At 71.5% G+C, this 22,280-nt stretch carries 20 protein-coding genes and 2 pseudogenes; 10 read left to right on the forward strand and 12 right to left on the reverse strand.

Features of this window, described 5'->3' with window-relative positions; translation table 11 throughout:
• Positions 1–24 precede the first annotated feature (24 nt).
• From ACFTZL_RS08620 to ACFTZL_RS08630, 3 genes and pseudogenes are all read right to left on the reverse strand, one after another.
• Positions 25–694, reverse strand: a pseudogene (locus tag ACFTZL_RS08620) (DUF5701 family protein).
• Between the two features lie 66 nt (positions 695–760).
• The gene (locus ACFTZL_RS08625; RefSeq protein WP_382579741.1) at positions 761–1,078 is read right to left on the reverse strand and encodes a helix-turn-helix domain-containing protein; all 318 of its coding nucleotides are present in this window, start codon (positions 1,076–1,078) and stop codon (positions 761–763) included.
• 24 nt (positions 1,079–1,102) lie between these two features.
• The gene (locus tag ACFTZL_RS08630; RefSeq protein ID WP_382579743.1) at positions 1,103–1,939 is read right to left on the reverse strand and encodes an alpha/beta fold hydrolase; all 837 of its coding nucleotides are present in this window, start codon (positions 1,937–1,939) and stop codon (positions 1,103–1,105) included.
• 228 nt (positions 1,940–2,167) lie between these two features.
• On the opposite strand from ACFTZL_RS08630, the gene ACFTZL_RS08635 reads away from it, so the two are divergent.
• Positions 2,168–3,166, forward strand: coding sequence for a LacI family DNA-binding transcriptional regulator (locus tag ACFTZL_RS08635; RefSeq protein WP_382579744.1), 999 nt, complete (start codon positions 2,168–2,170; stop codon positions 3,164–3,166).
• A gap of 37 nt (positions 3,167–3,203) precedes the next feature.
• Here ACFTZL_RS08635 and ACFTZL_RS08640 read toward each other — a convergent pair whose 3' ends face one another.
• Complete coding sequence (locus tag ACFTZL_RS08640) at positions 3,204–4,535, reverse strand: ABC transporter substrate-binding protein (RefSeq protein WP_382579745.1); 1,332 nt, start codon at positions 4,533–4,535, stop codon at positions 3,204–3,206.
• A 229-nt stretch (positions 4,536–4,764) separates the two neighbouring features.
• Between ACFTZL_RS08640 and ACFTZL_RS08645 the strand changes: the two genes are divergently transcribed.
• The 5 genes from ACFTZL_RS08645 (at position 4,765) to ACFTZL_RS08665 (ending at position 9,578) form a co-directional block, all read left to right on the forward strand.
• Positions 4,765–5,730 carry a carbohydrate ABC transporter permease gene (locus ACFTZL_RS08645; protein WP_382579746.1) on the forward strand — a complete coding sequence of 322 codons (966 nt, stop codon included), beginning with the start codon at positions 4,765–4,767 and terminating at the stop codon, positions 5,728–5,730.
• Positions 5,727–6,608 (forward strand): carbohydrate ABC transporter permease, encoded by an 882-nt coding sequence (locus ACFTZL_RS08650; RefSeq protein ID WP_382579748.1) that lies wholly within the window; start codon positions 5,727–5,729, stop codon positions 6,606–6,608. The genes ACFTZL_RS08645 and ACFTZL_RS08650 overlap by 4 nt, the downstream gene beginning before the upstream one ends.
• 14 nt (positions 6,609–6,622) lie before the next feature.
• Complete coding sequence (locus ACFTZL_RS08655) at positions 6,623–7,174, forward strand: DUF624 domain-containing protein (RefSeq protein ID WP_382579750.1); 552 nt, start codon at positions 6,623–6,625, stop codon at positions 7,172–7,174.
• A 67-nt stretch (positions 7,175–7,241) separates the two neighbouring features.
• Entirely contained in the window at positions 7,242–8,582 is a 1,341-nt protein-coding gene (locus ACFTZL_RS08660; protein WP_382579752.1) for a Gfo/Idh/MocA family protein, read from the forward strand.
• Positions 8,583–8,624: 42 nt separating this feature from the next.
• The gene (locus ACFTZL_RS08665; protein WP_382579754.1) at positions 8,625–9,578 is read left to right on the forward strand and encodes a phosphotransferase family protein; all 954 of its coding nucleotides are present in this window, start codon (positions 8,625–8,627) and stop codon (positions 9,576–9,578) included.
• A 12-nt stretch (positions 9,579–9,590) separates the two neighbouring features.
• On the opposite strand, the gene ACFTZL_RS08670 is transcribed toward ACFTZL_RS08665, so the two are convergent.
• Positions 9,591–10,043: an Lrp/AsnC family transcriptional regulator gene (locus tag ACFTZL_RS08670; protein ID WP_382579756.1), complete on the reverse strand. Its 453-nt coding sequence runs from the start codon at positions 10,041–10,043 to the stop codon at positions 9,591–9,593.
• 111 nt (positions 10,044–10,154) lie between these two features.
• Between ACFTZL_RS08670 and ACFTZL_RS08675 the strand changes: the two genes are divergently transcribed.
• Positions 10,155–10,790, forward strand: coding sequence for a LysE family translocator (locus ACFTZL_RS08675; RefSeq protein ID WP_382579758.1), 636 nt, complete (start codon positions 10,155–10,157; stop codon positions 10,788–10,790).
• Between the two features lie 54 nt (positions 10,791–10,844).
• Positions 10,845–11,294 carry a PaaI family thioesterase gene (locus tag ACFTZL_RS08680; RefSeq protein WP_382579760.1) on the forward strand — a complete coding sequence of 150 codons (450 nt, stop codon included), beginning with the start codon at positions 10,845–10,847 and terminating at the stop codon, positions 11,292–11,294.
• Positions 11,295–11,310: 16 nt separating this feature from the next.
• Here ACFTZL_RS08680 and ACFTZL_RS08685 read toward each other — a convergent pair.
• The 6 genes and pseudogenes from ACFTZL_RS08685 to glyA form a co-directional block, all read right to left on the reverse strand.
• A pseudogene (locus ACFTZL_RS08685) lies at positions 11,311–11,683 on the reverse strand (formyltransferase family protein); the annotation flags it as partial.
• 44 nt (positions 11,684–11,727) lie between these two features.
• Entirely contained in the window at positions 11,728–12,351 is a 624-nt protein-coding gene (locus ACFTZL_RS08690) for a sarcosine oxidase subunit gamma (protein ID WP_382579762.1), read from the reverse strand.
• A complete protein-coding gene (locus ACFTZL_RS08695) occupies positions 12,344–15,154 on the reverse strand; it encodes a sarcosine oxidase subunit alpha family protein (protein ID WP_382579764.1) in 2,811 nt (936 codons plus the stop codon). Before ACFTZL_RS08695 ends, ACFTZL_RS08690 begins: the two co-directional genes overlap by 8 nt.
• On the reverse strand, positions 15,151–15,432 hold the full coding sequence (locus ACFTZL_RS08700; RefSeq protein WP_382579765.1) for a sarcosine oxidase subunit delta: 282 nt from the start codon (positions 15,430–15,432) through the stop codon (positions 15,151–15,153). Before ACFTZL_RS08700 ends, ACFTZL_RS08695 begins: the two co-directional genes overlap by 4 nt.
• Before the next feature lie 13 nt (positions 15,433–15,445).
• The gene (locus ACFTZL_RS08705) at positions 15,446–16,666 is read right to left on the reverse strand and encodes a sarcosine oxidase subunit beta family protein (protein ID WP_382579767.1); all 1,221 of its coding nucleotides are present in this window, start codon (positions 16,664–16,666) and stop codon (positions 15,446–15,448) included.
• Positions 16,663–17,976: a serine hydroxymethyltransferase gene (gene glyA / locus ACFTZL_RS08710; protein ID WP_382579769.1), complete on the reverse strand. Its 1,314-nt coding sequence runs from the start codon at positions 17,974–17,976 to the stop codon at positions 16,663–16,665. The genes ACFTZL_RS08705 and glyA overlap by 4 nt, the downstream gene beginning before the upstream one ends.
• A 95-nt stretch (positions 17,977–18,071) precedes the next feature.
• Between glyA and ACFTZL_RS08715 the strand changes: the two genes are divergently transcribed.
• On the forward strand, positions 18,072–18,782 hold the full coding sequence (locus ACFTZL_RS08715) for a GntR family transcriptional regulator (RefSeq protein WP_382579771.1): 711 nt from the start codon (positions 18,072–18,074) through the stop codon (positions 18,780–18,782).
• A 13-nt stretch (positions 18,783–18,795) separates the two neighbouring features.
• Here ACFTZL_RS08715 and ACFTZL_RS08720 read toward each other — a convergent pair whose 3' ends face one another.
• Positions 18,796–20,592 (reverse strand): helix-turn-helix domain-containing protein, encoded by a 1,797-nt coding sequence (locus ACFTZL_RS08720; protein WP_382579773.1) that lies wholly within the window; start codon positions 20,590–20,592, stop codon positions 18,796–18,798.
• 275 nt (positions 20,593–20,867) lie between these two features.
• On the opposite strand from ACFTZL_RS08720, the gene ACFTZL_RS08725 reads away from it, so the two are divergent.
• A complete protein-coding gene (locus ACFTZL_RS08725; RefSeq protein WP_382579775.1) occupies positions 20,868–22,238 on the forward strand; it encodes an MFS transporter in 1,371 nt (456 codons plus the stop codon).
• The last annotated feature ends 42 nt before the right edge of the window (positions 22,239–22,280 follow it).

Below are 22,280 nucleotides of genomic sequence, written 5' to 3' on the forward strand. Positions count from 1 at the left end.
TGCCCGGGCCGGTTTTTCCGGAGGCTAGGGCTTGCGTCCCGTGGTGGAGGCGAAGCCCAGCCAGGTGTGGCGGTTGTTCCACCAGCACCAGCCGACCTTCGGGGCGTCGCGGCGCTCGCGGCCGTCGCGGCCGGTTCCGTTGCTGATCCAGATCGCCGGGGTGCGGGCGTCGAACGTGCCGTTCGGCTTGCGCAGCCGGGAGCCGATGGTCATGAAGCACAGGTTGCGCTCCAGGGCGGCCGGCTGCTGGAGCACCCAGTGGATGCCCTCGGTGAGCAGCAGCGGGGTGCGGTCCTCCTTGGTGAGGGCGGGCAGCGCCTCGTCCGGGCTCCAGTTACTCATGTGGTCACCGCGGTCGAGGCCGGTGAGGACGTAGAGCGGCGTCTCGGGCAGCTCGACGGCGGTGGGGGGTGAACTCGTCGACGTCCGGCATGTCTACGACGACGAAGCCCGGCTTGTCCTCGCGGCGGAGCAGCGGCGCGAGGGCGGACGCGGGGGCCCCGTCCGGGTGAACGGCGAGCAGAGCGCCCTCGCCGCCCACCGAGGCCTCGGCGTCGGCCGCGTACGTACGGATCTCGGCGGCCGACAGGCCCGCGATCTCGTGCACCCCCGTCTCGATCAGTCGCTCTGCCTGTGCGCTCAGGGACGGGAGTACGGGCAGAACGGCGGTGGTTCCGGGCGTGGTCTCGGGCACGATGCTCCCTGGGTCGGCGGCGTGAACAGTGAGGCAACGCGGCGAACCGCCGGGACGTTCCCGGGGTCAGGCATGGGATCGGCGGGACAGGCCGCTGCGCTGCCACTCGCGGGGCGTCACACCGAAGGCGGCCCGGAAGGCACGGCTGAAATGGCTGGGGCTCACGAAGCCCCAGCGCCGTGCGACGGTCGCGACCCCGTGTCCCAGGGCCGGGGAGCGCAGAAGATCCCTGCGGCACCGTTCGAGGCGCTGCGTCCGGATCCACTCCCCCACCGTGACGCCCTCCAGCTCGAACAGCTTGTGCAGGTAGCGGACCGACATGAAGTGCGCGGCGGCGATCCCCGGCGGGGACAGGCCGGGGTCGGAGAGGTTGCGCAGGATCACTTCTGCTCGATCACTTCCGCTCGATCACTTCCGCAGGAAGGCGAGCAGTGCCGAGTTGACCTCCTCCGCGTGGGTCCAGAGCAGACCGTGCGGGGCGCCCTCGATCTCCACGTAGTCCGCGGCCGGAAGAGCCTTGTGGAACCGCCTCGCCGTCCCGTCCACCGGCAGGATGCGGTCGCCGGTGCCGTGCAGGATCAGGGCCGGCACATCGATCGCCGGGATGTCGGCCCGGAAGTCGGTGTACCAGGTGGAGGGCGCGGCGGACGCGGCGAAGAAGCCGCCGCCCGCGGCGACGTTCCAGCTGTTGCGGACGGCTTCCTCGCTGATCCTGGTGCCGAGGTTCTCGTCGAGGTTGTAGAAGTCGTTGTAGAAGTTCGTGTAGTACGCGTACCGGTCCGCCTTCACGGCCGCGACGATCTCGTCGAAGAACTCCTTCGGGGCGACCCCGCCCGGGTTGTCGTCCGACTTGAGCAGGCAGGGCTCCAGCGAGGCGAGGAAGGCGACCTTGGCGACCCGGCCGGAGCCGTGGGCGGACACGTAGCGGGCGACCTCGCCGGTGCCCATCGAGAACCCGACGAGGACGGCGTCCCGCAGGTCGAGGGTCTCCATCACGGTGTTCAGGTCGGCCGCGAAGGTGTCGTAGTCGTAGCCGGTCGTCGGCTGGGCCGACTGCCCGAAACCGCGCCGGTCGTACGTGATCACGCGGTACCCGGCGTCGAGCAGTACGGCGCTCTGCCGCTCCCAGGAGTGCCCGTCGAGCGGGAAGCCGTGGATGAGGACGATCGGCTGCCCGGAACCGTGGTCCTCGTAGTACAGGTCGATGGCGGTGGAGTTCTCCTGGCCCACGGTGATGTACGGCATGCGCTGCTTCCTCTTTTCGGGAGGGCGGGTGGAAGGGATACGGCCACGCTAGGCCGGAGGCCGTGCGGGCGGTTGCCGTGCAGCGCACGACTCCTTGACCGGGCGCGCACTCCCGTCAGTCTGCAACAGCGGCGGAAAGGTTTGCCGTCACGACTCCGCAGGAAATGGGCCTGGCCCGCCCTTCTCATTGACGGGAATGGCACGGGGTGAAAATCTCGGGGCGTGCAGGTGACAATCAGAGAGGTCGCGCGGGCGGCCGGCGTCTCCCCCTCCACCGTGTCCCGGGCCCTGGCGCCGGACGGGACCGTGAGCGCGGCCACCCGTGACCGGGTGCAGGCGGCGGCCGACCGCCTCGGCTACCAGCCGAACCGAGCGGCCCGGGGTCTGATCACCGGGCGTACCGGGGCCGTGGGCCTGATCGTGCCGGATCTGCTGAACCCGTTCTACGCGGAGGCCTGCAAGGGGGCACAGGCCCGGGCCCGGGGGCTCGGTCACTCGCTGATCGTGAGTGACGCCGAGCGCGACGAGGGCCTCGAGATGGACGCGATCCGCACGCTCGCCCCGCAGGTGGACGGCATCGTGCTGACCGCGTCCCAGCTCAGCGACGAGGAGCTGGGATCGCTGGGCCGGCTCACCGCCAAGCCGGTGGTGCTGCTGCATCGCCGGGAGCCCGGGTTCCCGAGCGTCACGGCCGACCTGGCCGAGGGGATGACGGACGCCCTGACGCATCTGCACGCGCTCGGCCACCGCCGGATCGCCTATGTGGGCGGCCCCCGCAGCACGTGGGAGGCGCGGGAGCGGGCGGCCGGGGTCGAGGCGATGGCGCAGGGCGGCACGATCGATCTCGTGCGGGTGGGCAGTGTGGCCCCGCACTTCGACGGGGGCATCACGGGTGCGGCGGACGTGGTGCTGGCGAGCGGGGCGACCGCGGTGGTCGCGTTCAACGACATCGTCGCCTTCGGGCTGATCAGCCGTTTCACCGCGCGCGGAGTCCGGGTCCCGGACGACATGAGCGTGGTGGGCTGCGACGACATCGCCCTGTCCGGGATGGCCGCGCCCCCGCTGACCACGGTGTCGGTACCCAAGGCGCACGCCGCGCGGGCCGCCGTGGACCTGCTGTTCCGCACGCTCAGGACACCCGAGGTCGAGGGTGAGGCACCGATGCAGCGGGTGCTGCCGACGCATCTCGTCGTACGCGGCTCGACCGCGGCACTCGCGGCACGCTGAGCGGACCGGGAGTGCCGCGGACCACCGGCACCGCCGGTCAGCCCTGCGGCACGCTCGTGTGGAACTTGTCCCACATCTCGCTCGCCGCCGCCCGTACCTCGGTCTTGCCGAAGATGACGTCCTGGTAGACGCGCCGGAACTCGTTCTTGTCCTCGTCCGCGCCGGACGGGGCCGGGGGCAGCGGCGGTGCGAGGTCGCCCCGGACGTCGGCGACGTAGCGGGCGATGACCCGGTCGCCGCCGGTGAGTTTCGGTGCGAGCCGGTCGAGGTTGCGCTGGTTGGGCGGCAGCCCGCGCACCACGCCGAGCGCTTCGGCCGCCCCGGGGTCGTTGACCAGGAAGTCGATCAGCAGCGCTGCCTCGCGCCGGTGCGGGGACGTGCGCCGGACGCACAGGGACGACGAGGCCGCGATGGCCATCCCCGGCGGCGCCGAGGCCGACACGGTCGGGAAGGGGACCGGGGTGACCTCGCCGTAGGTCTCCCAGTACGAGGTGGCGGTGGCGGTGATCTGGAACTCGGCGGTGGAGAGCTTCCGGACGAGCGCCCGGTCGCCGGCCCCGCCGCTGAGCGAGGACGCGGTGACGGGCGGCGGCGTGAAGACGCCCTTGTCCAGCAAGCGCTCCATGAGCTCCCAGTAGCCGCGCAGATCGGCCTCGGAGAAGCCGATGGAACCGTCGCCGGCGTAGAGCGACTTGCCGCGCTGCACCAGCCAGACGTGGAAGCACTCGACGTAGCCGCCGAAGTCGGTCAGCGGTGAGCGGCCGGGCACGGCCCGCTTCAGTTTCGGGCCGACGTCGGTCAGCAGGTCGTCCCAGGTCCAGCCCGCCTTCGGGATGCCGACCCCGGCCTTGCGCCACAGGGCGGGGTCGACGAAGAGGGCGGTGGTGGCGATGCCCGTCGGGATGCCGACCAGCGTCCCGTCGACCATGCCGGTCTGCTGGAAGAGAGGGGGGATCCGGCTGCGGGAGATCGCCGAGAACTCCGGCTCGGCGAGGTTCGCGAGCACGTCACGGTCCGCGTAGGTCCGCAGGTAGGCGACGTCCATCTGCATGACGTCGGGCCCGCCGCCGGCCGCGACCTGGGTGGCGAGCCGCTGGAGATAGGCGTCGTACCCGGCGTACGAGGTGGCCACCCTGATCCTCGGGTGGCGCCGCTCGAAGAGCCGCACCGCCTTCTCGGTGGCCAGGTTGCGGTCCTCGGAGCCCCACCACTGGAAGTCGAGCGTCACCGTGCCGTCGGCGGCGACATCGCCCGAGCCGCAGCCCGCGGCGGCCCCGGCCACCGGGAGCGCCGCGAACGAGGCGAGGAGACGCCGGCGCGACAGCCCGGTGGCCGGCGGCAGGGTCGTGGAACGGCGTGCTGGAGACATCGCGGCCCTTCGGTCGGCTTGAAGTGCAAACGTTGCCACTCCGTTTCCGGTTGGCCGGGAAGCTACGCCTCCAGCGCGGGCTCCGTCAATCGGGTCGACCGAATTTGACCTGCGACGTGAAGGGTCGGCGGGGGGAGACGGACAGGTTCGCCCGACCCCTTGCCGACGGAAAACAACGCATGCAATCGTTGCCACCCGTTGTCCAGCCCCGCCGTGCAGGAGGGCTCCGATGAGCCAGGCGACCGCTCCGCCCCGTCCCATGCCGCCCCCGGGCGGTGCCCTCCCCGCCGCGCGACGCCCGGCCCGGCGCCGCCGCTCACAAGCCGTGTCGGGTCATGTGTTCCTGGCCCCCTGGCTGATCGGCACGCTGGTGCTGACGCTGGGGCCGATGGTGATCTCGCTGTATCTGTCGTTCACCGACTACGACTTGTTCTCCCGGCCCCGCTGGGTGGGGCTGGCGAACTACCGCTACATGCTGGAGGACGACCGGTTCCTCACCTCGGCCGGCGTCACCCTCGAGTACGCCCTGATCGGCACCCCGTTGAAGCTGGCCGCCGCGCTCGCCGTGGCGCTGCTGCTGAACCGGGCGAGCCGTGGGGTGGGCGTGTACCGGGCGGCGTTCTACGCGCCCTCCCTGCTCGGCGCGAGCGTCAGCGTCGCCCTGGTGTGGCGGGCCCTGTTCGCCACCGACGGGGCGACCGACCGCTCGCTGGCGTTCTTCGGCGTGCGCGTCGGCGGCTTCACCGACAACCCGGACTACGCCCTGTATCCGCTGGTCCTGCTGACGGTCTGGCAGTTCGGTGCCCCGATGGTGGTGTTCCTGGCGGGTCTCAAGCAGATCCCGAAGGAGCTGTACGAGTCGGCGGCGCTGGACGGCGCGGGCAGGATGCGGACGTTCTTCTCGATCACGCTGCCGATGCTGTCCCCGGTGCTGTTCTTCAACCTGGTCCTGGAGATCATCCACTCCTTCCAGGCCTTCACCCCGGCGTTCGTGATCAGCGGCGGCACCGGAGGCCCGTCGGACTCGACGCTGCTCTACTCGCTCTACCTCTACCAACAGGCGTTCGCGAGCTTCCACATGGGCTACGCCTCGGCGATGGCATGGGTACTGCTGGCCGTCATCGCGCTGATCACGTACGCCGTCTTCCGCAGCGCCCGGCTGTGGGTCTTCTACGCACAGGAGGACGCGTCGTGACGACGACCGCGGCATCCCCCGCCCCCGCTCCGGCCCCCGCCGGGCGCACTCCGCTGCGGACCGCGGCCTGGCACGCCGTCTGCGTGGTGATCGGCCTCGTCCTGCTCTACCCGGTGCTGTGGCTGCTCACCGCGTCGTTCAAGTCCGGGGCGGAGGTCATCTCCAACCTGAGCCCCATTCCCAAGGTGTTCACGCCGGGCAACTACACCGAGGCGGTCGACGGTGTCAGCGGCCTGACCCTGTGGAGGCTGTTCGGCAACTCGCTGCTCGTCTCCATCGGCACGGTGATCGGCAACGTCCTGTCCTGCTCGCTCGCCGCCTACGCCTTCGCCCGGCTCCGCTTCCGCGGCCGGGGCCTGTACTTCGCGCTGATGATCGGCACCCTGATGCTGCCGGCGCATCTGATGCTGATCCCGCAGTACGTGATCTTCCAGGAGCTCGGCATGGTCGGTACGTATCTGCCGCTGATCCTGCCGAAGTTCCTCGCCACGGAGGCGTTCTTCGTCTTCCTCGTCGTCCAGTTCATCCGGTCACTGCCGGCCGAGCTCGACCAGGCGGCGGCGATCGACGGCTGCGGCCCGTACCGCACGTTCTGGCATGTGATCATGCCGCTGCTCAAGCCGGCGATCGTCACGACGACGATCTTCTCCTTCATCTGGAGCTGGAACGACTTCTTCTCCCAGGTGATCTACCTGGTCGAGCCGGAGACCTACACGCTCCAGCTCGGGCTGCGGATGTTCGTCGACATGGACGGCAGCGCCATGTTCGGCCCGATGTTCGCGATGTCCGTCCTCACCCTGGTTCCCGTGCTGTTGTTCTTCCTCGCCTTCCAGCGGCTGCTGGTGGAGGGCGTGCAGACGACCGGTCTGAAGGGCTGAGAGGACAACGCGCCATGACCCGTACGTGGTTCGCCCGTTTCGCCGACTGTCTGCTGCTCGGCGTCCTGCTGCTGCTCGCCTCACTGCCGGTGGTCACCGCGTTCCCGGCGCTGGTCGCGGGATGCGCGGTGCTGCGCGAACAGGCCGGTGACGGCGAGGGAGTGACGGTCAGACACTTCCTGAAACGGTTGCGTGCGGTGCTGAGGTCGGGCCCCGCCGTGTGGGCCGTGCCCACCGCCGTACTGGCGCTGCTGTGGCTGGACGCGCTGGCCCTGGACGCCCGCGGCCCCGGCCCCGGAGTCGCCTTCGCCGTGGCCACTACGGCCCTCGCGGCACTGGGGCTGCGCTGCGCCGCCGCCTGGCGGGAGGGAACCCGCTGGCGTACGACCCTGGCCGTCGTGTTCCGGTCGGTGCCGCGGCACCCGCTCGCACCCGTCCTGCTCGCCGGGGCCGTCGGTGCCACGGCCGTGCTGCTGGCCCTGACCCCGGTTGTGCTGTTCGTCGCCCTCGGCCCGCTGGCCTTCGCCGCGACGGCGGCGGACGCCTGGCGGCCCATGACTCCCTGAGCCGCCTTCGAGAGCCCCCGCCCTCTGGAGAGCCCCTCTCCCCTCCCCTCCCCGAACGGAGACCTGTATGTCGTCCGACACCGCACGCCGCCGAGCCGCCGTGGTCGGCCTGGGCGCTCGCGCCCGGCTGTTCGCCCAGGCGCTGGCCGGCCCCTACGCGGACCGGTTCGAACTGGCCGGTTTCTGCGATGTCAACTCCCACCGCATGGCGGTCCACAACGCCTGGATCGCGGACGCCCGCCCGGGCCTTCCTCCCGTACCGGCGTACGCGGCCGAGGACTTCGAGGAGATGCTGCGCCGCGAGCGGATCGACCTGGTCGTGGTGTGCACGGTGGACCACACCCACGACCACTACATCGTGCGGGCCCTGGAAGCGGGCTGCGACGTGGTCACCGAGAAGCCCATGACCACCGACGCCGACAAGGCCCGCAGCATCCTGGAGGCGCAGCGGCGCACCGGGCGCGAGGTCCGGGTCGCCTTCAACTACCGCTACAACCCGGCGCATTCGGCCGTACGGGAACTGATCTCCTCGGGGGAGATCGGCGAGGTCGGCTCGGTGCACTTCGAGTGGCTGCTCGACCTGCGGCACGGCGCCGACTACTTCCGCCGCTGGCACCGCGACAAGGCCAACTCCGGCGGCCTGATGGTGCACAAGTCCACTCACCACTTCGACCTGGTCAACTGGTGGCTGGGCACCCGTCCCGAGACGGTCTTCGCGCAGGGCGGCCTGTTCTTCTACGGCGACGAGGCCGGCCGGCGCCGGGGCCTGGCCCAGGAGTACGACCGCGCTCATGGCTCCCCGGCCGCCGAGGCCGACCCGTTCGCCGTGCACCTGTCCGACTCGTCCGTGCTCAACGCGCTGTATCTGGACGCGGAGGCGGAGGACGGCTACCACCGCGACCAGAACGTGTTCGGGCCCGGGGTGACGATCGAGGACGACATGGCGGTCCTGGTCCGGTACGCCACCGGCGCGACCCTGACCTACCACCTGACCGCGTACTCCCCGTGGGAGGGCTACCGGATCGCCTTCAACGGCAGCCAGGGGCGTCTGGAACTGCTGGTGGAGGAGTCGACCTGGACCCGCCCCCGGGCGCGTACGAACGGCTCCGACCCCGTCCTGCACGGAGCCGAGGCCGAGGACACCGCCGGACGTACCGAGCTGCTGCTGCGCCCCTTCTGGGAGGAGCCGCGGGAGATCAAGGTGGCGACCGGTGAGGGCGGGCACGGCGGCGGTGACGTACGCATGCTGGAGGATCTGTTCGGCACCCGGGCCCCGGACCCCCTGCACCGCGCGGCGGACGCGGCCGACGGGGCCCATTCCCTGGTCACCGGTCTGGCCGCGAACCGCTCCTTCGAGACCGGACTCCCGGTGCGGACACGGGACTTGCTCCCGCCTGACCCAGCGTGAATTCATCGCACCGCGCGTCCCGGGCGTGGCACCATCGGCGACATGGAAGCATTTCTGACACCTGATCAGATCGACGCCCGTAAGGCCCGTGCCTTCGCCGCCGCGGTCTCCGCGGGTCGTGACCTGGGGCTCACGGTGACCGACGCGACGGTGATCTACGACGTGTTCTCCGTCGTCGTGCACCTCGCTCCGTCGCCGGTGGTGGTGCGGGTGCCGACCGTCCTGCCGTCGTACACCGACCCCGGCTTCCAGGCGGCGCGGCAGCGACAGGAGCTCGATGTCGTGGCGTGGCTCGCGGAGCAGGGGCACCCGGTGATTCCGCCGAGTCCGCTGGTGCCCCTGGAGCCGGTGCGCCGCGACGGTTTCTCGATGACGTTCTGGCAGTTCGTCGAGCTGGACAAGAGCGCCGAGCCGGATTACGCGCACAACTCCGCGCTGGTCGCCGACCTGCACGCCGCGCTGCGCGAGTACCCCGGTGAGCTGCCGTTCCTGTCCGCTGCCGAACCGCGGTTCGTCTCCGAGGGGCTCGCCGTGCTCGAAGGGCGGCCCGACCTCCTGGAGCCGGCCGACCTCGACCGCGCACGGCGTGAGTGGGAGGTCCTGGAGCCTGTCGTCAGCTCACGCGCGGCGTTCGAGGCGGCGTTCCCCGGCATCGAGTTCCAGCCGATCCACGGGGACTCCCCCGCCGCCAACATCGTCTCCGCCGCGGACGGCGAGCTGTACTCCGACTTCGAACTGACCACGCTCGGCCCGGTCGAGTGGGACCTGGCCGCACTCGGCCCCGAGTGCGAGGCCGCGTACAACACGGCCGCCGAACGCCGGGGTCTGCGGCAGCTCGACGAGGGCGTGCTGCGCGTCGTCAACGCCGTGGGCATGTCCCGCGCGGTGGCCTGCCTCGCCCTCGCCCCGCGACTGCCCCTGCTCGTGGAGGCGCTGAAGCCGGCCGTGGAGCAGTGGCGGACGATGCCGTTCGCGGGCGGTCTGGGCGCTGAGTGACCGGGGCTGCGCTCACTCCGGCAAGGGCCGGTCGTCGACCACGTGCTTCATGACGAGGGTGGACGTCAGCCGCTGGATGCCGGGGAGGCGGGCGAGCTGCTGGTCGTAGAGCTGCTGGAAAGCGGTCAGGTCGGTGGCTGCGACGCGCAGGAGGTAGTCGGGGTCGCCGAACAGGCGCTGAGCCTGGAGCACGTGCGGCACGGCGGCCACCGCCTCCTCGAAGGCGGTGACGGTGTCGGCGTCCTCCCGGCGCATGGTGACGAAGACGAGTGCCTCGAAATCGAGACCCACGGCGGCCGGGTCGACGACCGCTCGGTATCCCCGGATCGCACCCTCGCGTTCGAGATCGCGCAGGCGTCGGTGGCAGGGCGAGACGCTCAGCTTCACGCGGGCGGCCAGCTCGGTGACCGTGAGACGGCCGTCCAACTGCAGCTCGGTAAGAATTTTCCGGTCCAGGGCATCCATGGAGAAGATTCTGCCCCAGATCCCGCGATCAAGGGGTAAAGAAGGGAACACCTTCGGGCAAATCCGGCCTAGCCTTCCTCTCGCAAGACAGCACGTGAGAGGGGCAGAGCGATGGACACGACGACGCTGGCGGCATTTCTGGCCGTGGATCTGCTGCTGGTGTTCACGCCCGGCGCGGACTGGGCCTACGCGATCGCCGCGGGTCTTCGGGACCGGTCGGTCGTGCCGGCGGTCGCCGGGCTGATAGCCGGGTACGCGGGATACACGCTGCTCGCGGTCGCGGGTCTGGTGGTGATCGTGGCGAGTTCGGCGACCCTGCTCACCGTCCTGACCGTGGCCGGGGCCGGCTATCTGGTGTGGCTCGGCTGGGGCGTGCTGCGGCAGCCGGCCGCCCTCGCGGCCTCCGAGGCAGAGGTGGGTTCCGCCTCGGGGGCGGGCGCCTCGCGCTTGCGGATCATGCTCAAGGGGGCCGGGATCAGCGGCCTCAACCCGAAGGCGCTGCTGCTGTACTTCTCGCTGTTCCCGCAGTTCATCGACCCCGCGGGCGGCTGGCCGGTGGCCACGCAGACCGGCCTGTTCGGCACGCTGCACATGACCGTCTGCGCCGTCGTCTACCTCGCCGTCGGCGTCCTGGCCCGTACGGTCCTGAGCACCAGGCCGTCCGCGGCCCGGGCGGTCACCCGAACATCGGGTGCGCTGATGATCGCCATCGGCGGGTTCCTGCTGCTGGAACGCCTCGCCGGCTGACGAACCCGGCGCACCCTGGTACGTATCCCCGCGATGTCCGCCGAAGGAGAGCACGTGGAACAGCAGGCGCAGCAGGAACAGGCGAGTCCGGAGACGGAGGCCCGGGTCCGGGAGAGCTTCGGACGGCAGGGGCTGATGGCACACCTGGGTGCCCGGATCACGCGGGTCGCGCCCGGCTTCGTCCACATCGAGCTTCCCGGCCGCCCGGAAGTCACGCAGCAGCACGGCTACTTCCACGCGGGCGCCACCAGCGCCATCGCGGACACCGCGGGCGGCTACGCGGCGTTGACCCTGTTCCCCGAGGGCACCGACGTGCTCACCGTCGAGTACAAGATCAACCTCCTCGCCCCGGCCGTCGGCGACCACCTCGAGGCGGTCGGTACCGTCCTGAAGGCCGGACGGACGCTGACCGTGTGCCGGCTCGAGGTGTTCGGCGTCCAGGACGGCCGGAGGGGGCTCGTCGCGAGCGGACAGCAGACCCTGATCCGTGTGAACCCGGCCTGAGACAGGTCTGCGGGCGTCAGCGGAGGATCACCGTGCGTCTGCCCTGGACGAACACCCGGCCCTCGCGGTGCCGGCGGACCGCCCGGGCCAGGGCCGCCGACTCCGCGTCCCGGCCGATGGCGGCGAGGTCCTCGGGGGTGTGGCTGTGGTCGACGTCCTTGACCTCCTGGGCGATGATCGGGCCCTCGTCGAGGTCGGCGGTGACGTAGTGGGCCGTCGCTCCGACGAGCTTGACGCCGCGTTCGTGCGGCCAGCACGACCAGGTCGACGGGCAGATCGCCGCTGCGGGTACGGATGAGCAGGTCGTTGAGGCAGTGGCCGTAGCGGGACACCATGACGAGCACACGGCGTCGTGTGCTGACGGGTTCGAGCTTCCACCGCATGGCGAAGGGGGCGGCTGTCTGGGGTGACGCTGTCTGTGGTGATGTGCTCATCAGGGCACCTCCGCGCAACGGAATTCGCTCATCGCGTCGATGAGCCAGCGCCCCAGGTGGTCGGCGAACGAGGAGCGCGGATGCAGGTGGTAGACCGGCGCGTCGTCGATCTGCCGGAGCAGCACCGCGACCGGGCCCACCGTGGTCGAGACCGCTTGGCCAGGACCGAAGGCCCGGGGATGCAGGTCCAGCGGGCAGCCCTTCTCCAGCACTTGGCGGGCGGACGGGCCGCGCAGCTCCAGCGTGGTGCGGTTGGCGGAGACGTCCACGACCGAGCCCGGGTCTCCCCCGAGTGCCTCGCGCAACTCGGCGGTCACAGCGGTCCCGTCGGCCCGGGAGATGACGAGCCACTCGTCGGGTCCCAGCCAGACAGCCGTGTGCGGGCCGGACGCGGTGGTGTGGCCGCAGTCGCGCGGGAGCCGCGCCCCCAAGGTCTTCTCGATACGCCCGGCCGCTTCGGAAGCGGGATCGACGCGAACGTTCACCATGGTGAGCAACGGCCGCTCCGTGAGGCTGACGCCCCGGGCGCCGGTGACGGCGGCGGCGCGCATCCGGTCCTCCAGATGTTCCAGGGGACTTCTGCGCAGGGCCACCGGGCCTGTGTCGATCGTCGGCTCAGCCATCTCGCTTGGTCCCTTCGGGGTCGTAGAGGACGCACTCGGCCACCTCGACGGGCACCAGGTCCTCGCCCACCGGGGCGAGCAGGGTCTCGCCGATCCTGGCCCGCCCGTCGGCGACGAGGGCGAGGGCGAAGGGGCGGCCGAGGGCCGGGCTGTGGTAGCTGGAGGTGACATGGCCGAGCATCGGAACCGGCCCGGCCTCGGGAGTGATCGGCACGTCCGGCGCGACGAGTTGGGTGCCCTCGGGCAGCCTGGTCGTGCGGTCGCTCGGCAGCAGGCCGATCAGGTGCTTGCGGTCGGTGCGGGAGGTGTCCGCGCGGGCGAAGGACCGTTTGCCGATGAAGTCCTTCTGCTTCGAGACCACCCAGGACATGCCCGCGTCCTGCGGAGTGACCGTGCCGTCGGTGTCCTGGCCGACGATGATGTAGCCCTTCTCGGCCCGCAGGACATGCATGGTCTCGGTGCCGTAGGGGGTGATGCCGTACGGCCGGCCGATGGCGTCCACCTCCTCCCAGACCGCGAGGCCGTACCACGCGGAGACGTTGATCTCGTAGGCGAGTTCGCCGGAGAAGGAGATCCGGCAGATGCGGGCGGGGATGCCGGAGGCCAGGGTGGTCTCGCGGAAGGCCATGAACGGGAAGGCCTCGTTGGACAGGTCGACGTCGGGCGCCAGATGGGCGACGACCTCGCGTGACTGCGGGCCCACGACGGCGATCGTCGCCCACTGCTCGGTCACCGAGGTGCAGTGCACGTCGAGTCCGGGCCACTCGGTCTGCAGCCACTCCTCCAGCCAGTCCAGGACCCCGGCGGCTCCGCCGGTCGTGGTGGTCATGAAGTAGCGGTCGTCGTCGAGGCGGAGTGTCACACCGTCGTCGAAGATCATGCCGTCGGGCTTGCACATCACGCCGTAGCGGGCCATGCCGGGCTTCAGCTTCTTGAAGGCGTTGGTGTAGACGCGGTTGAGGAACTCGCCCGCGTCCGCGCCCCGGATCTCGATCTTGCCGAGGGTGGAGGCGTCCATGAACGCCACTCCCTCACGGGCCGCTCGGCACTCCCGGGCCACGGCCGTGTCCATGTCCTCATCGTGCTGCGGGTAGTACCGGGGGCGCTTCCACTGCCCGACGTCCTCGAACTCCGCGCCGTGCGCGACATGCCAGCCGTGGATCGAGGTGGTGCGCTCCGGGTCGAACAGCTCACCGCGCTCCCGCCCGGCCAGCGCGGCGAAGGCGATCGGTGTGTACGGCGCCCGGTAGGCCGTGGTGCCGATCTCTCCCAGTGAACCGCCGAGGGCCTCGGCGATCACCCCGATCGCGTTGACACCGGACGTCTTGCCCTGGTCGTTCGCCGTGCCGAGCGAGGTGTAACGCTTGACGTGCTCGACGCCCCGCATCCCTGCCCCGGTCGAGCGCAGGACGTCGGCGACGGTGACGTCGCGTTGCAGGTCGACGAAGTGGGTGTCCCAGGAGTCACCGGGCACCAGCCACAGGGCGCGCACCTCAGAGCGCGCCGGCTCGGACCGAGCCGGCGGCACCCGCACCGGGAACCCGGCCTCCGTCGCGGCCCGCGCACCCGCCCGCGCTCCCTCGGCCAGGCAGCCGTCGAGGTCGTACGACCCCCGCGCCGCCCCCACGACCTGCTGATCCCGTACGGCGCCCTCGGGAACGAACGCGACCAGCTCCTCGTCCCAGCGCAGCCGCCCCTGCCGCTGGCTGTGCAGATGCACCACCGGGCTCCACCCGCCGGACACGGCGAGCAAGTCGCAGTCGAACGACTCCGGTTCACCCCCGTCGAGGGCCCGGACGGTGACACCCGTGATCCGTCCGTCCCCCTCGGTCCCGACCACCGCGCTGCCCGTCAGCACCCGTACCCCGGTCGCCGCGGCGGCCTCGGCGGCCCGGGAGGACAGCTCGGCGCGCGCGTCCACGACGGCGGCCACGGGGATGCCCGCGTCGTGCAGGTCGGCGACCGTGTCGTAGGCGCTGTCGTTGGTCGTGCTCACCACGGCCCGCGAACCCGGCGCCACGGCATACCGGTTGAGATACGTCCGCACGGCCCCGGCGAGCATCACCCCGGGCCGGTCGTTGCCGGCGAAGACCAGCGGACGCTCGTGCGCACCGGTCGCCAGGACCACCTGACGGGCTCGAATGTGCCAAAGCCGCTGCCGGGAGACACCTTCCAGAGTTCCGAGGTGGTCGGTGCGGCGCTGGAGAGCGAGTACGTAGTTGTCGTCGTAGGAGCCGAAGGCCGTGGTGCGGGGCAGCACGACGACCTCGGGGGCGGCGTCGAGAGCCGCCCGGACGTCGGCGACCCATTCGGTGTCGGAGAACAGCGAACCGCCGGGCTCGGGCTGGTCGTCGACGAGGATCACGCGGGCACCGGAGCCCGCGGCAGCCGCGGCGGCCGCGAGTCCGGCCGGACCGGCGCCGACGACGAGGACGTCGGTGTGGACGAACTTCTTGTCGTAGACGGCGGGGTCCGGTGTCGGATCGAGCCGGCCCATTCCCGAGAGGGTCGTGGCGGACAGGCCGTCGTACAGCTCCACCGTCGTCGCCGGGAGCATGCCCTCCGAGCAGGGGCCGTCGAGCCGCACCAGGGCGTTGGGCTCCTCGGCACCCGCGGCGACGATGCCGCGCGGGCGGCCCCGGTACAGGGACGGGGCGACCTCGACGATGCCGTTCGCCAGCATGGCCGAGGCGAGGGTGTCGCCGGGGTGGCCGGTCAGTTCCCGGCCGTCGACGGTGAACCGCAGCACGGTGCCGCGGTCGATGCGGCCGCCTTGCCGGAGCCGGAAGCGCTGTTCGGTCATCGGTTCCCTCCGGGACGGGGCTCGTCGAGGCGGTACGAGGTCAGCACCTCGTGGGTGGCGGTGTCGCGCAGGACGTTGAACCAGCGGCGGCAGCCGATGCTGTGCATCCACCGTTCCGCGAAGGGGCCCTTGGGGTTGTCCCGGTAGAAGACGTACGCGGCCCACTGCTCGTCGGTGAGCTCGCCCGGGCTCTCGGGGTGGGGGACGTGGGCCTGGCCGCCGTAGTGGTACTCGGTCTCGTTCCGCGGACCGCACCAGGGGCAGGTGATGAGCAGCACGGTGGTGTCCTCCTCAGTGGGCCACGGCCGCTGCGCCGTGTTCGTCGATCAGGGCGCCCGTCGTGAAGCGTTCGAGGGCGAAGGGGGCGTTCAGCGGATGCGGCTCGCCCGTGGCGAGGGTGTGCGCGAAGGTCCAACCGGCGGCCGGGGTGGCCTTGAAACCGCCGGTGCCCCAGCCGCAGTTGACAAAGAGGTTCTCGACGGGAGTCCTGCCGATGATCGGGGACGCGTCCGGGGTGACGTCGACGATCCCACCCCAGGTGCGCAGGACGTGCGCGCGGGCGAAGACGGGGAACAGCTCGACGGCGGCGGCCATCTGCTGCTCGATGACGTGGAAGGAGCCCCGCTGCCCGTAGCCGTTGTAGGAGTCGACGCCCGCGCCCATCACCAGCTCGCCCTTGTGGGCCTGGGAGACGTAGACATGGACGTGGTTCGACATCACCACCGTCGGATGCACCGGCTCGTGCAGCTCGGAGACGAGCGCCTGCAACGGATGGGACTGCACCGGCAGCCGTACGCCCGCCCGCTCGGCCAGCACACTGCTGTGCCCGGCCGCCGCGAGGCCGACCCGGCCGGCGTGGATGCGTCCGCGGTTGGTCTCGACGCCCACGACGCGGTCGCCGTCCTTGAGGAACCCGGTGACCTCGCAGCCCTGGATCAGGTCCACGCCCAGCTCGTCTGCGCGGCGGGCCAGCGCCCAGGCGACGTGGTCGTGCTTGGCGATGCCGGCCCGGGGCTGGAAGGTGGCGCCGAGGACCGGATAGCGGGTGCGGGGCGAGACGTTGAGGATGGGGCAGACCTTGGCGACCTCGTCCGGTTCGAGCCACTGGGCGTCGACTCCGTTGAGGCGGTTGGCGTTGGCCCGGCGCACGCCCTCGCGGACGTCCTGGAGGGTGTGCGCGAGGTTGAGGACGCCTCGCTGGCTGAACAGGAAGTCGTAGTCCAGCTCCTCGGGGAGCCGCTCCCACAGTTTCAGGGCGTGTTCGTAGATCGCCGCGCTCTCGTCCCAGAGGTAGTTGGAGCGGATGATCGTGGTGTTGCGGGCCATGTTGCCGCCGGCCAGCCAGCCCTTCTCCAGGACGGCGACCTTCGTGATGCCGTGGTTCTTGGCGAGGTAGTAGGCGGTGGCCAGGCCGTGGCCGCCCGCGCCGACGATGACGACGTCGTACGAGGAGCGCGGCTCGGGGGTGCGCCACAGGAAGTCCGGGTGCTCCGGCAGCGGCTGGGCGGTCATGCCGCGCCTCCGTTCGCGTGGGACAGGTGGGGGTAGAGGGGGAAGGCCGCGGCGAGCTTGCCGACCCGGTCGCGCAGTGCGTCCTCGGGCTGTTCGCCCTTCAGGGCCTGGGCGATGATGTCGGCGACCTCCCGGAACTCCGCGTCGCCGAAGCCGCGGGTGGCCAGGGCCGGGGTGCCGATCCGCAGCCCCGACGAGACCATCGGCGGGCGTGGGTCGAACGGCACCGCGTTGCGGTTGACGGTGATGCCGACGCTGTGCAGCCGGTCCTCGGCCTGCCGGCCGTCGAGCGCGGATTTCCGCAGGTCGACGAGGACCAGGTGGACTTCGGTGCCGCCGGTGAGCACCGTGATCCCGGCCTCGGCCACATCGTCGGAGAGCAGCCGTCCGGCGAGGATGCGCGCGCCGTGCAGGGTGCGCTGCTGGCGCTCCTTGAACTCCTCCCCCGCCGCGACCTTGAAGGCGACCGCCTTCGCCGCGATGACATGCTCCAGCGGGCCGCCCTGCTGGCCCGGGAAGACCGCCGAGTCGATCTTCTTGGCCAGGTCGGCCCGGCTGAGGATCACACCGCCGCGCGGGCCGCCGAGGGTCTTGTGCGTGGTGGTCGTGACGACGTCGGCGTACGGCACCGGGTTGGGGTGGAGGCCGGCGGCCACCAGCCCGGCGAAGTGCGCCATGTCCACGAGCAGATACGCGCCGACCTGGTCGGCGATCCGCCGGAACGCGGCGAAGTCCAGCCGCCGGGAGTAGGCCGACCAGCCGGCGACGATCATCCTGGGCCGGTGCGCGAGGGCGAGTTGCTCGACCTCGTCCATGTCGACGCGCAGATCGGACTCGCGCACGTGGTACGGCACGACGTCGTACAGCTTGCCGGAGTAGTTGAGGCGCATGCCGTGGGTCAGGTGACCGCCGTGCGCCAGGTCGAGCCCGAGGATCGTGTCGCCCGGCTTCAGCAGCGCGGACATCGCGGCGGCGTTGGCCTGGGCGCCCGAGTGCGGCTGCACGTTCGCGGCCTCGGCGCCGAACAGCTCCTTCACCCGGGCGATCGCCAACCGCTCGACGACGTCGACGTGTGCGCAGCCGCCGTAGTAGCGCCGGCCCGGGTAGCCCTCGGCGTACTTGTTCGTCAGGACCGAGCCCTGGGCCTCCATGACGGCGGCGGGGGCGAAGTTCTCCGAGGCGATCATCTCGAGGGTGGACTGCTGGCGGTGCAGCTCGGCGTTCACGGCGGTGGCGACGTCCGGGTCGAGTTCGCTGAGCGGGAGGGCGAGGGGGGAGGCGAGTGTGCTGGTCGACGGGCTGGTTGCCATCTGTGCACCATCCTGGTGGCCGACTAATACGCAACTGATATATCAGGCTCTGCGGTACGGTATGGGAGCTCGCCGGACAGGTCAAGGGGGCATTCATGCAGCAGCTTGCGACCGAGCCCGCAGGCGGAGGGCCGAGCGGCGGAGCGCCCAGGGGCACAGAGCCCGGGGGCGAGGAGCTGTCGCTCGCCGAGCGCGCCTACCGCGCCATCCGCGACCGGCTCGTCATGCTCGAGATCCGCCCGGGCGCGCCGATCCACGAGGAGCAGCTCGCGCAGTCCCTCGGCGTCGGACGGACGCCGGTGCGCGAGGCGCTCAAGCGGCTCCAGTACGAGCGGCTGATCACGACCTACCCCCGGCGCGGCACCTTCGCCACCGAGGTCAACATCACGGACCTGGCCCATATCTCCGAGGTGCGCCAGGAGCTGGAGCCGCTGGCCGCCGCCCAGGCCGCGCGACGCGCCACGGCCGCGGACCGGGCGGTCCTGACGGCCCTGCGCCACGAGCTGGAGAGCGCGCATTCCGGCCGGCACGACGACACCGAGCTCATGCACCTGGACCTCCAGGTGCACCGCGCCGTCTACGCCGCCGCGCACAACCCCTACCTGGAGGACACCCTCGTCCGCCACGACAACCTCGCCACCCGCATCTGGTGCCTGTTCCTCGACCGTCTGTCCGACATGGCCGGCCATGTCGAGGAGCACGGGCCGTTGATCGAGGCGATCGTGGCGGGTGAACCGGAGAAGGCGGCACAGCTCGCCCGCGGCCATGTCGAGGGGTTCGAGCGGGCGATTCGCGCGGCCATCTGACAGCGCGACGGGTTCAGCCCAGGCGGGGCCGTCCCGCCAGCGTGGCCCACAGGTGCGGGGCGATGTCGTCCTCGGGGAGCTGGGCGATCATGTAGCGGACACAGCGTTCGATCTTGACCCGCCAGAGCCGGGCCGCCTCGTTCCCGTCCGCGTCGCGCAGGGCGTCGTGGACGGCGGTGTCCTCGTCGGTGATGGTGTCGAACGCCTGGCTGTAGTCCATGTCCAGCATCGTGACGAACATCCGCAGCCGGGCCGTGAGGTGCTCGAAGGTGCGGGCTGCCTGCGGAAGGTCGGCCGTACGGGCCAGGGCGTCCTGAAACCACAGGTCGACCTCCCGCAGCCGGGCGTGGTCCTTGTCCCGGGCGGCGGCGCGGACCTCCTCCAGAGCGGCCGATGCCGGGGCGAGGTGCTCGGGGCCGAGCATGGCGACGCGGCGGATGAGCAGCGCGCCGAGGCTGGCGCGCAGCGCGTAGAGGTCGAGGACGTCCTTCGCCGTGATGCCGGGGACGGCGGTCGCGCCGCCCGGGAGGGGATCGAGCATGCCCTCCTCGGCCAGGGCCCGCAGGCCCGCGCGGACGGCTCGGCGGGAGAGGCCGAGGCGTGTCGCGAGCGGTGCCTCCCGGACCCGTTCGCCGGGCCGGTGGCCACCGGTGAGGACGGCGTCGCGCAGCAGGCAGACGACGGGGTCGGTGGTGACGGGCGCACCGGGCGGGGCGTCGGAGGATGTGATCCGGGTCGCCGTGGAGGGGCCGGGGCCGCCGAGTGCGCGCGCGTCCGGGGCGTTCGAGTCGTTGTCACGGCCGCGGATGGCCGGAGTGTCGTACGAGGGGCGTGCTGCGGCGACCCGGGTGAAGGGGGCGGCCGCGGGGGTCCAGGTGGTGGACCAGGTGAGCAGCGCGTCGCGGAGCCGGTGCGGATCGGGCGTGGTCTCCCGAGGTGTGTGCCCGTCGGCGGCCAGGAGGCGCCGGGTCTCGTCGGTCCAGGCCGCCAGGGAGGGCGGGCGGTGCCAGCGCGGGTGTGGAGGCGTGGACGGGTCCCGGGGGTCGAGGTGTGCGTACGCCTGCGCCGGTAGGCCGTGTGCGAGGAGGTGGACGGCTGCCCCGGCACCGGCCGCGGACCGCACCTGCTCCAGGAAGGCGCGCAGGGCCGGGTGGCCCGCGCCGGGCGCGTTCCCGTCGCCCCGCAGCGCGGCGAAGCCGCAGGCCACGGAGAGGACATGGGCGGCCTCCGGGTCCTGGCCGAACAACCGGCCCGCGGCTGTCGTCGAGGAGCCGCGTCCGGCCCGTACGGCCAGCACGCACACCGGCGGGGCGACGAACAGGCCGACCAACTCCTCGGCCCGGTCGGGCAGGGACCACGCCCGGCGCGGCCCGGCCGCGGCGCGTGCCCCGGGCCGGACGCCGTAGGTCCGCCAGATCCGGCTCACCGTGCTCTGGCTCAGGCCGGTCTCGGCCGCCATGGAACGGGTCGACCAGTACGGCCGGGCGCCGGCCGGCGGTGGGGTGAGCGTGCGGACGAGGACGTGCGCCACGGTGTCGTCGTCGGCCGTGGGAGGCCTCCCGGGGCGGGGCTGCTCGTCCAGGCCGGCCAGCCGGTCGGCGAGGAACCGGGCGCGCCACTTGCCGACCATGTCGCGGGAGATGCCGAGGTGTTCGGCCACGGCGGTGTTGGTGGGCTCGTGCTCACACGCCAGCACGATCCGCGCGCGCAGGGCACGGGCCTGTGAGCAGGTGCGGCTGCGGGTCCAGGTCAGCAGCTCGGCCCGTTCGTCCTCGGTGAGGAGCACGGTGTCGCGCGGGCGGCCAGGCATGGCGGGAACCGTAGCCGAACTTCCGACTCGGACACACCCCCGCGACCGAGGAAACGCTGAGGGCGTTGTTGGCAGCCCGTGGCCTTCACATACTTCGTTGCCATCCGGCCGCCACGCTGCCGGCGTCCCCACGACACCGCGAGTTCGCCGCGACCCGGGCCAGCAGGCTCGCCGGGCGGCGCTCGTGCCCATCGGCAACCGCACATCAACCCCGACCTGGCCTCCTGGACGCAGCCTCGCACAGGCACGTCCGGGAACCGCTCCCGGAGGCTGTGATGACCCCGACCGCAGGAAACCGACTGGATGACGCGCCCCTGTCGCGCTTCCACAAGAAACTCGCGCTGTACTCCTCCGGAGGCCCGTTCCTCGACGGCTACGTCCTGAGCATCATCGGCGTCGCCATGACGCAGATAACGCCCCAACTGGACCTGTCCGACTCCGCCCAGGGGCTGATCGGCGCGTCCGCGCTCATCGGGATCTTCCTGGGCGCGTTCCTGGGCGGCTGGCTGACGGACAGGTTCGGCCGGCAGTTGCTCTACACCATCGACCTGATCGCCATCATCGTCTGCTCCGTCGCCCAGTTCTGGGCCTCCGACCCGGTGTGGCTGTTCGTTCTGCGGCTGCTGATCGGCATGGCGGTCGGCGCGGACTACCCCATCGCCACCTCGCTGCTGGCCGAGTTCACCCCGCGCCGCTTCCGGGGTCCGCTGCTGGGCGGCCTGGTCGTCATGTGGTTCGTCGGCGCCGCCACCGCCTACATCGTGGGCGAGATCCTGCTGTCGGCCGGAGACGACGGCTGGCGGTGGATGCTGGCCAGCGCCGCCCTGCCCGCCACGATCATCGTGCTGCTGCGCCACGGCACGCCGGAGTCACCGCGCTGGCTGGCGAACAAGGGCCGCGCCGAGGAGGCCGAAGCGGTCCTGAAGCAGGTCTACGGCCCGGACGTCACGATCGCCGATCTGCCGGACGAGGCGGAGCAGCGCGAGAACGTCGACATCAAGGCGATCCTGCGGTCCGGCTACGGCGGGCGGATGCTCTACATCTCCGTCTTCTGGACCTGTTCCATCGTGCCGCTCTTCGCGATCTACGCCTTCGGCCCGAAGATCCTGGACGCGCTCCAACTGGAGGGCGGGCTCGCCAACATCGGCGAGGCCATGATCACCGTGATGTTCCTCATCGGCTGCGTGATCGCCCTGCTCGGCGTGAACCGCATGGGCCGCCGGCCCCTGGTCATCCACAGTTTCGTCTGGTCGGGCCTGGCCCTGCTGCTGCTCGGCATCTTCCCCGACGCCCCGTCGGGCGTGATCATGACGCTGTTCGCCCTGTACGCGGTCATCATCGGCGGCACCCAGATCCTCCAGTGGATCTACCCGAACGAGCTGTTCCCGACGGAGGTGCGCGGCTCCGCCGTCGGACTCGCCTCCTCGGCCAGCCGGATCGGCGCCGCCGTCGGCACATACCTGGTCCCCCTGGCCCTGACCTCCTGGGGCGTCGGCGGCACCATGCTCGCCGCCGCCGCCATCAGCCTCCTCGGCGCCGTCGTCTCGGTCTTCTGGGCGCCCGAGACCCGCGGCATGGCCCTGCACGAGGCCGCCGCGCTGACTCCGCGGCGCGACAAGCCCGTCGGCCGTCCCGCCAACGCCTGACCGTCCGCCCCGGCCCTCACCACCCGGTGAAGGGCCGGGCGG

The organism is Streptomyces sp. NPDC056948 (genome assembly GCF_042674225.1).
GTDB lineage: Bacteria > Actinomycetota > Actinomycetes > Streptomycetales > Streptomycetaceae > Streptomyces > Streptomyces purpurascens.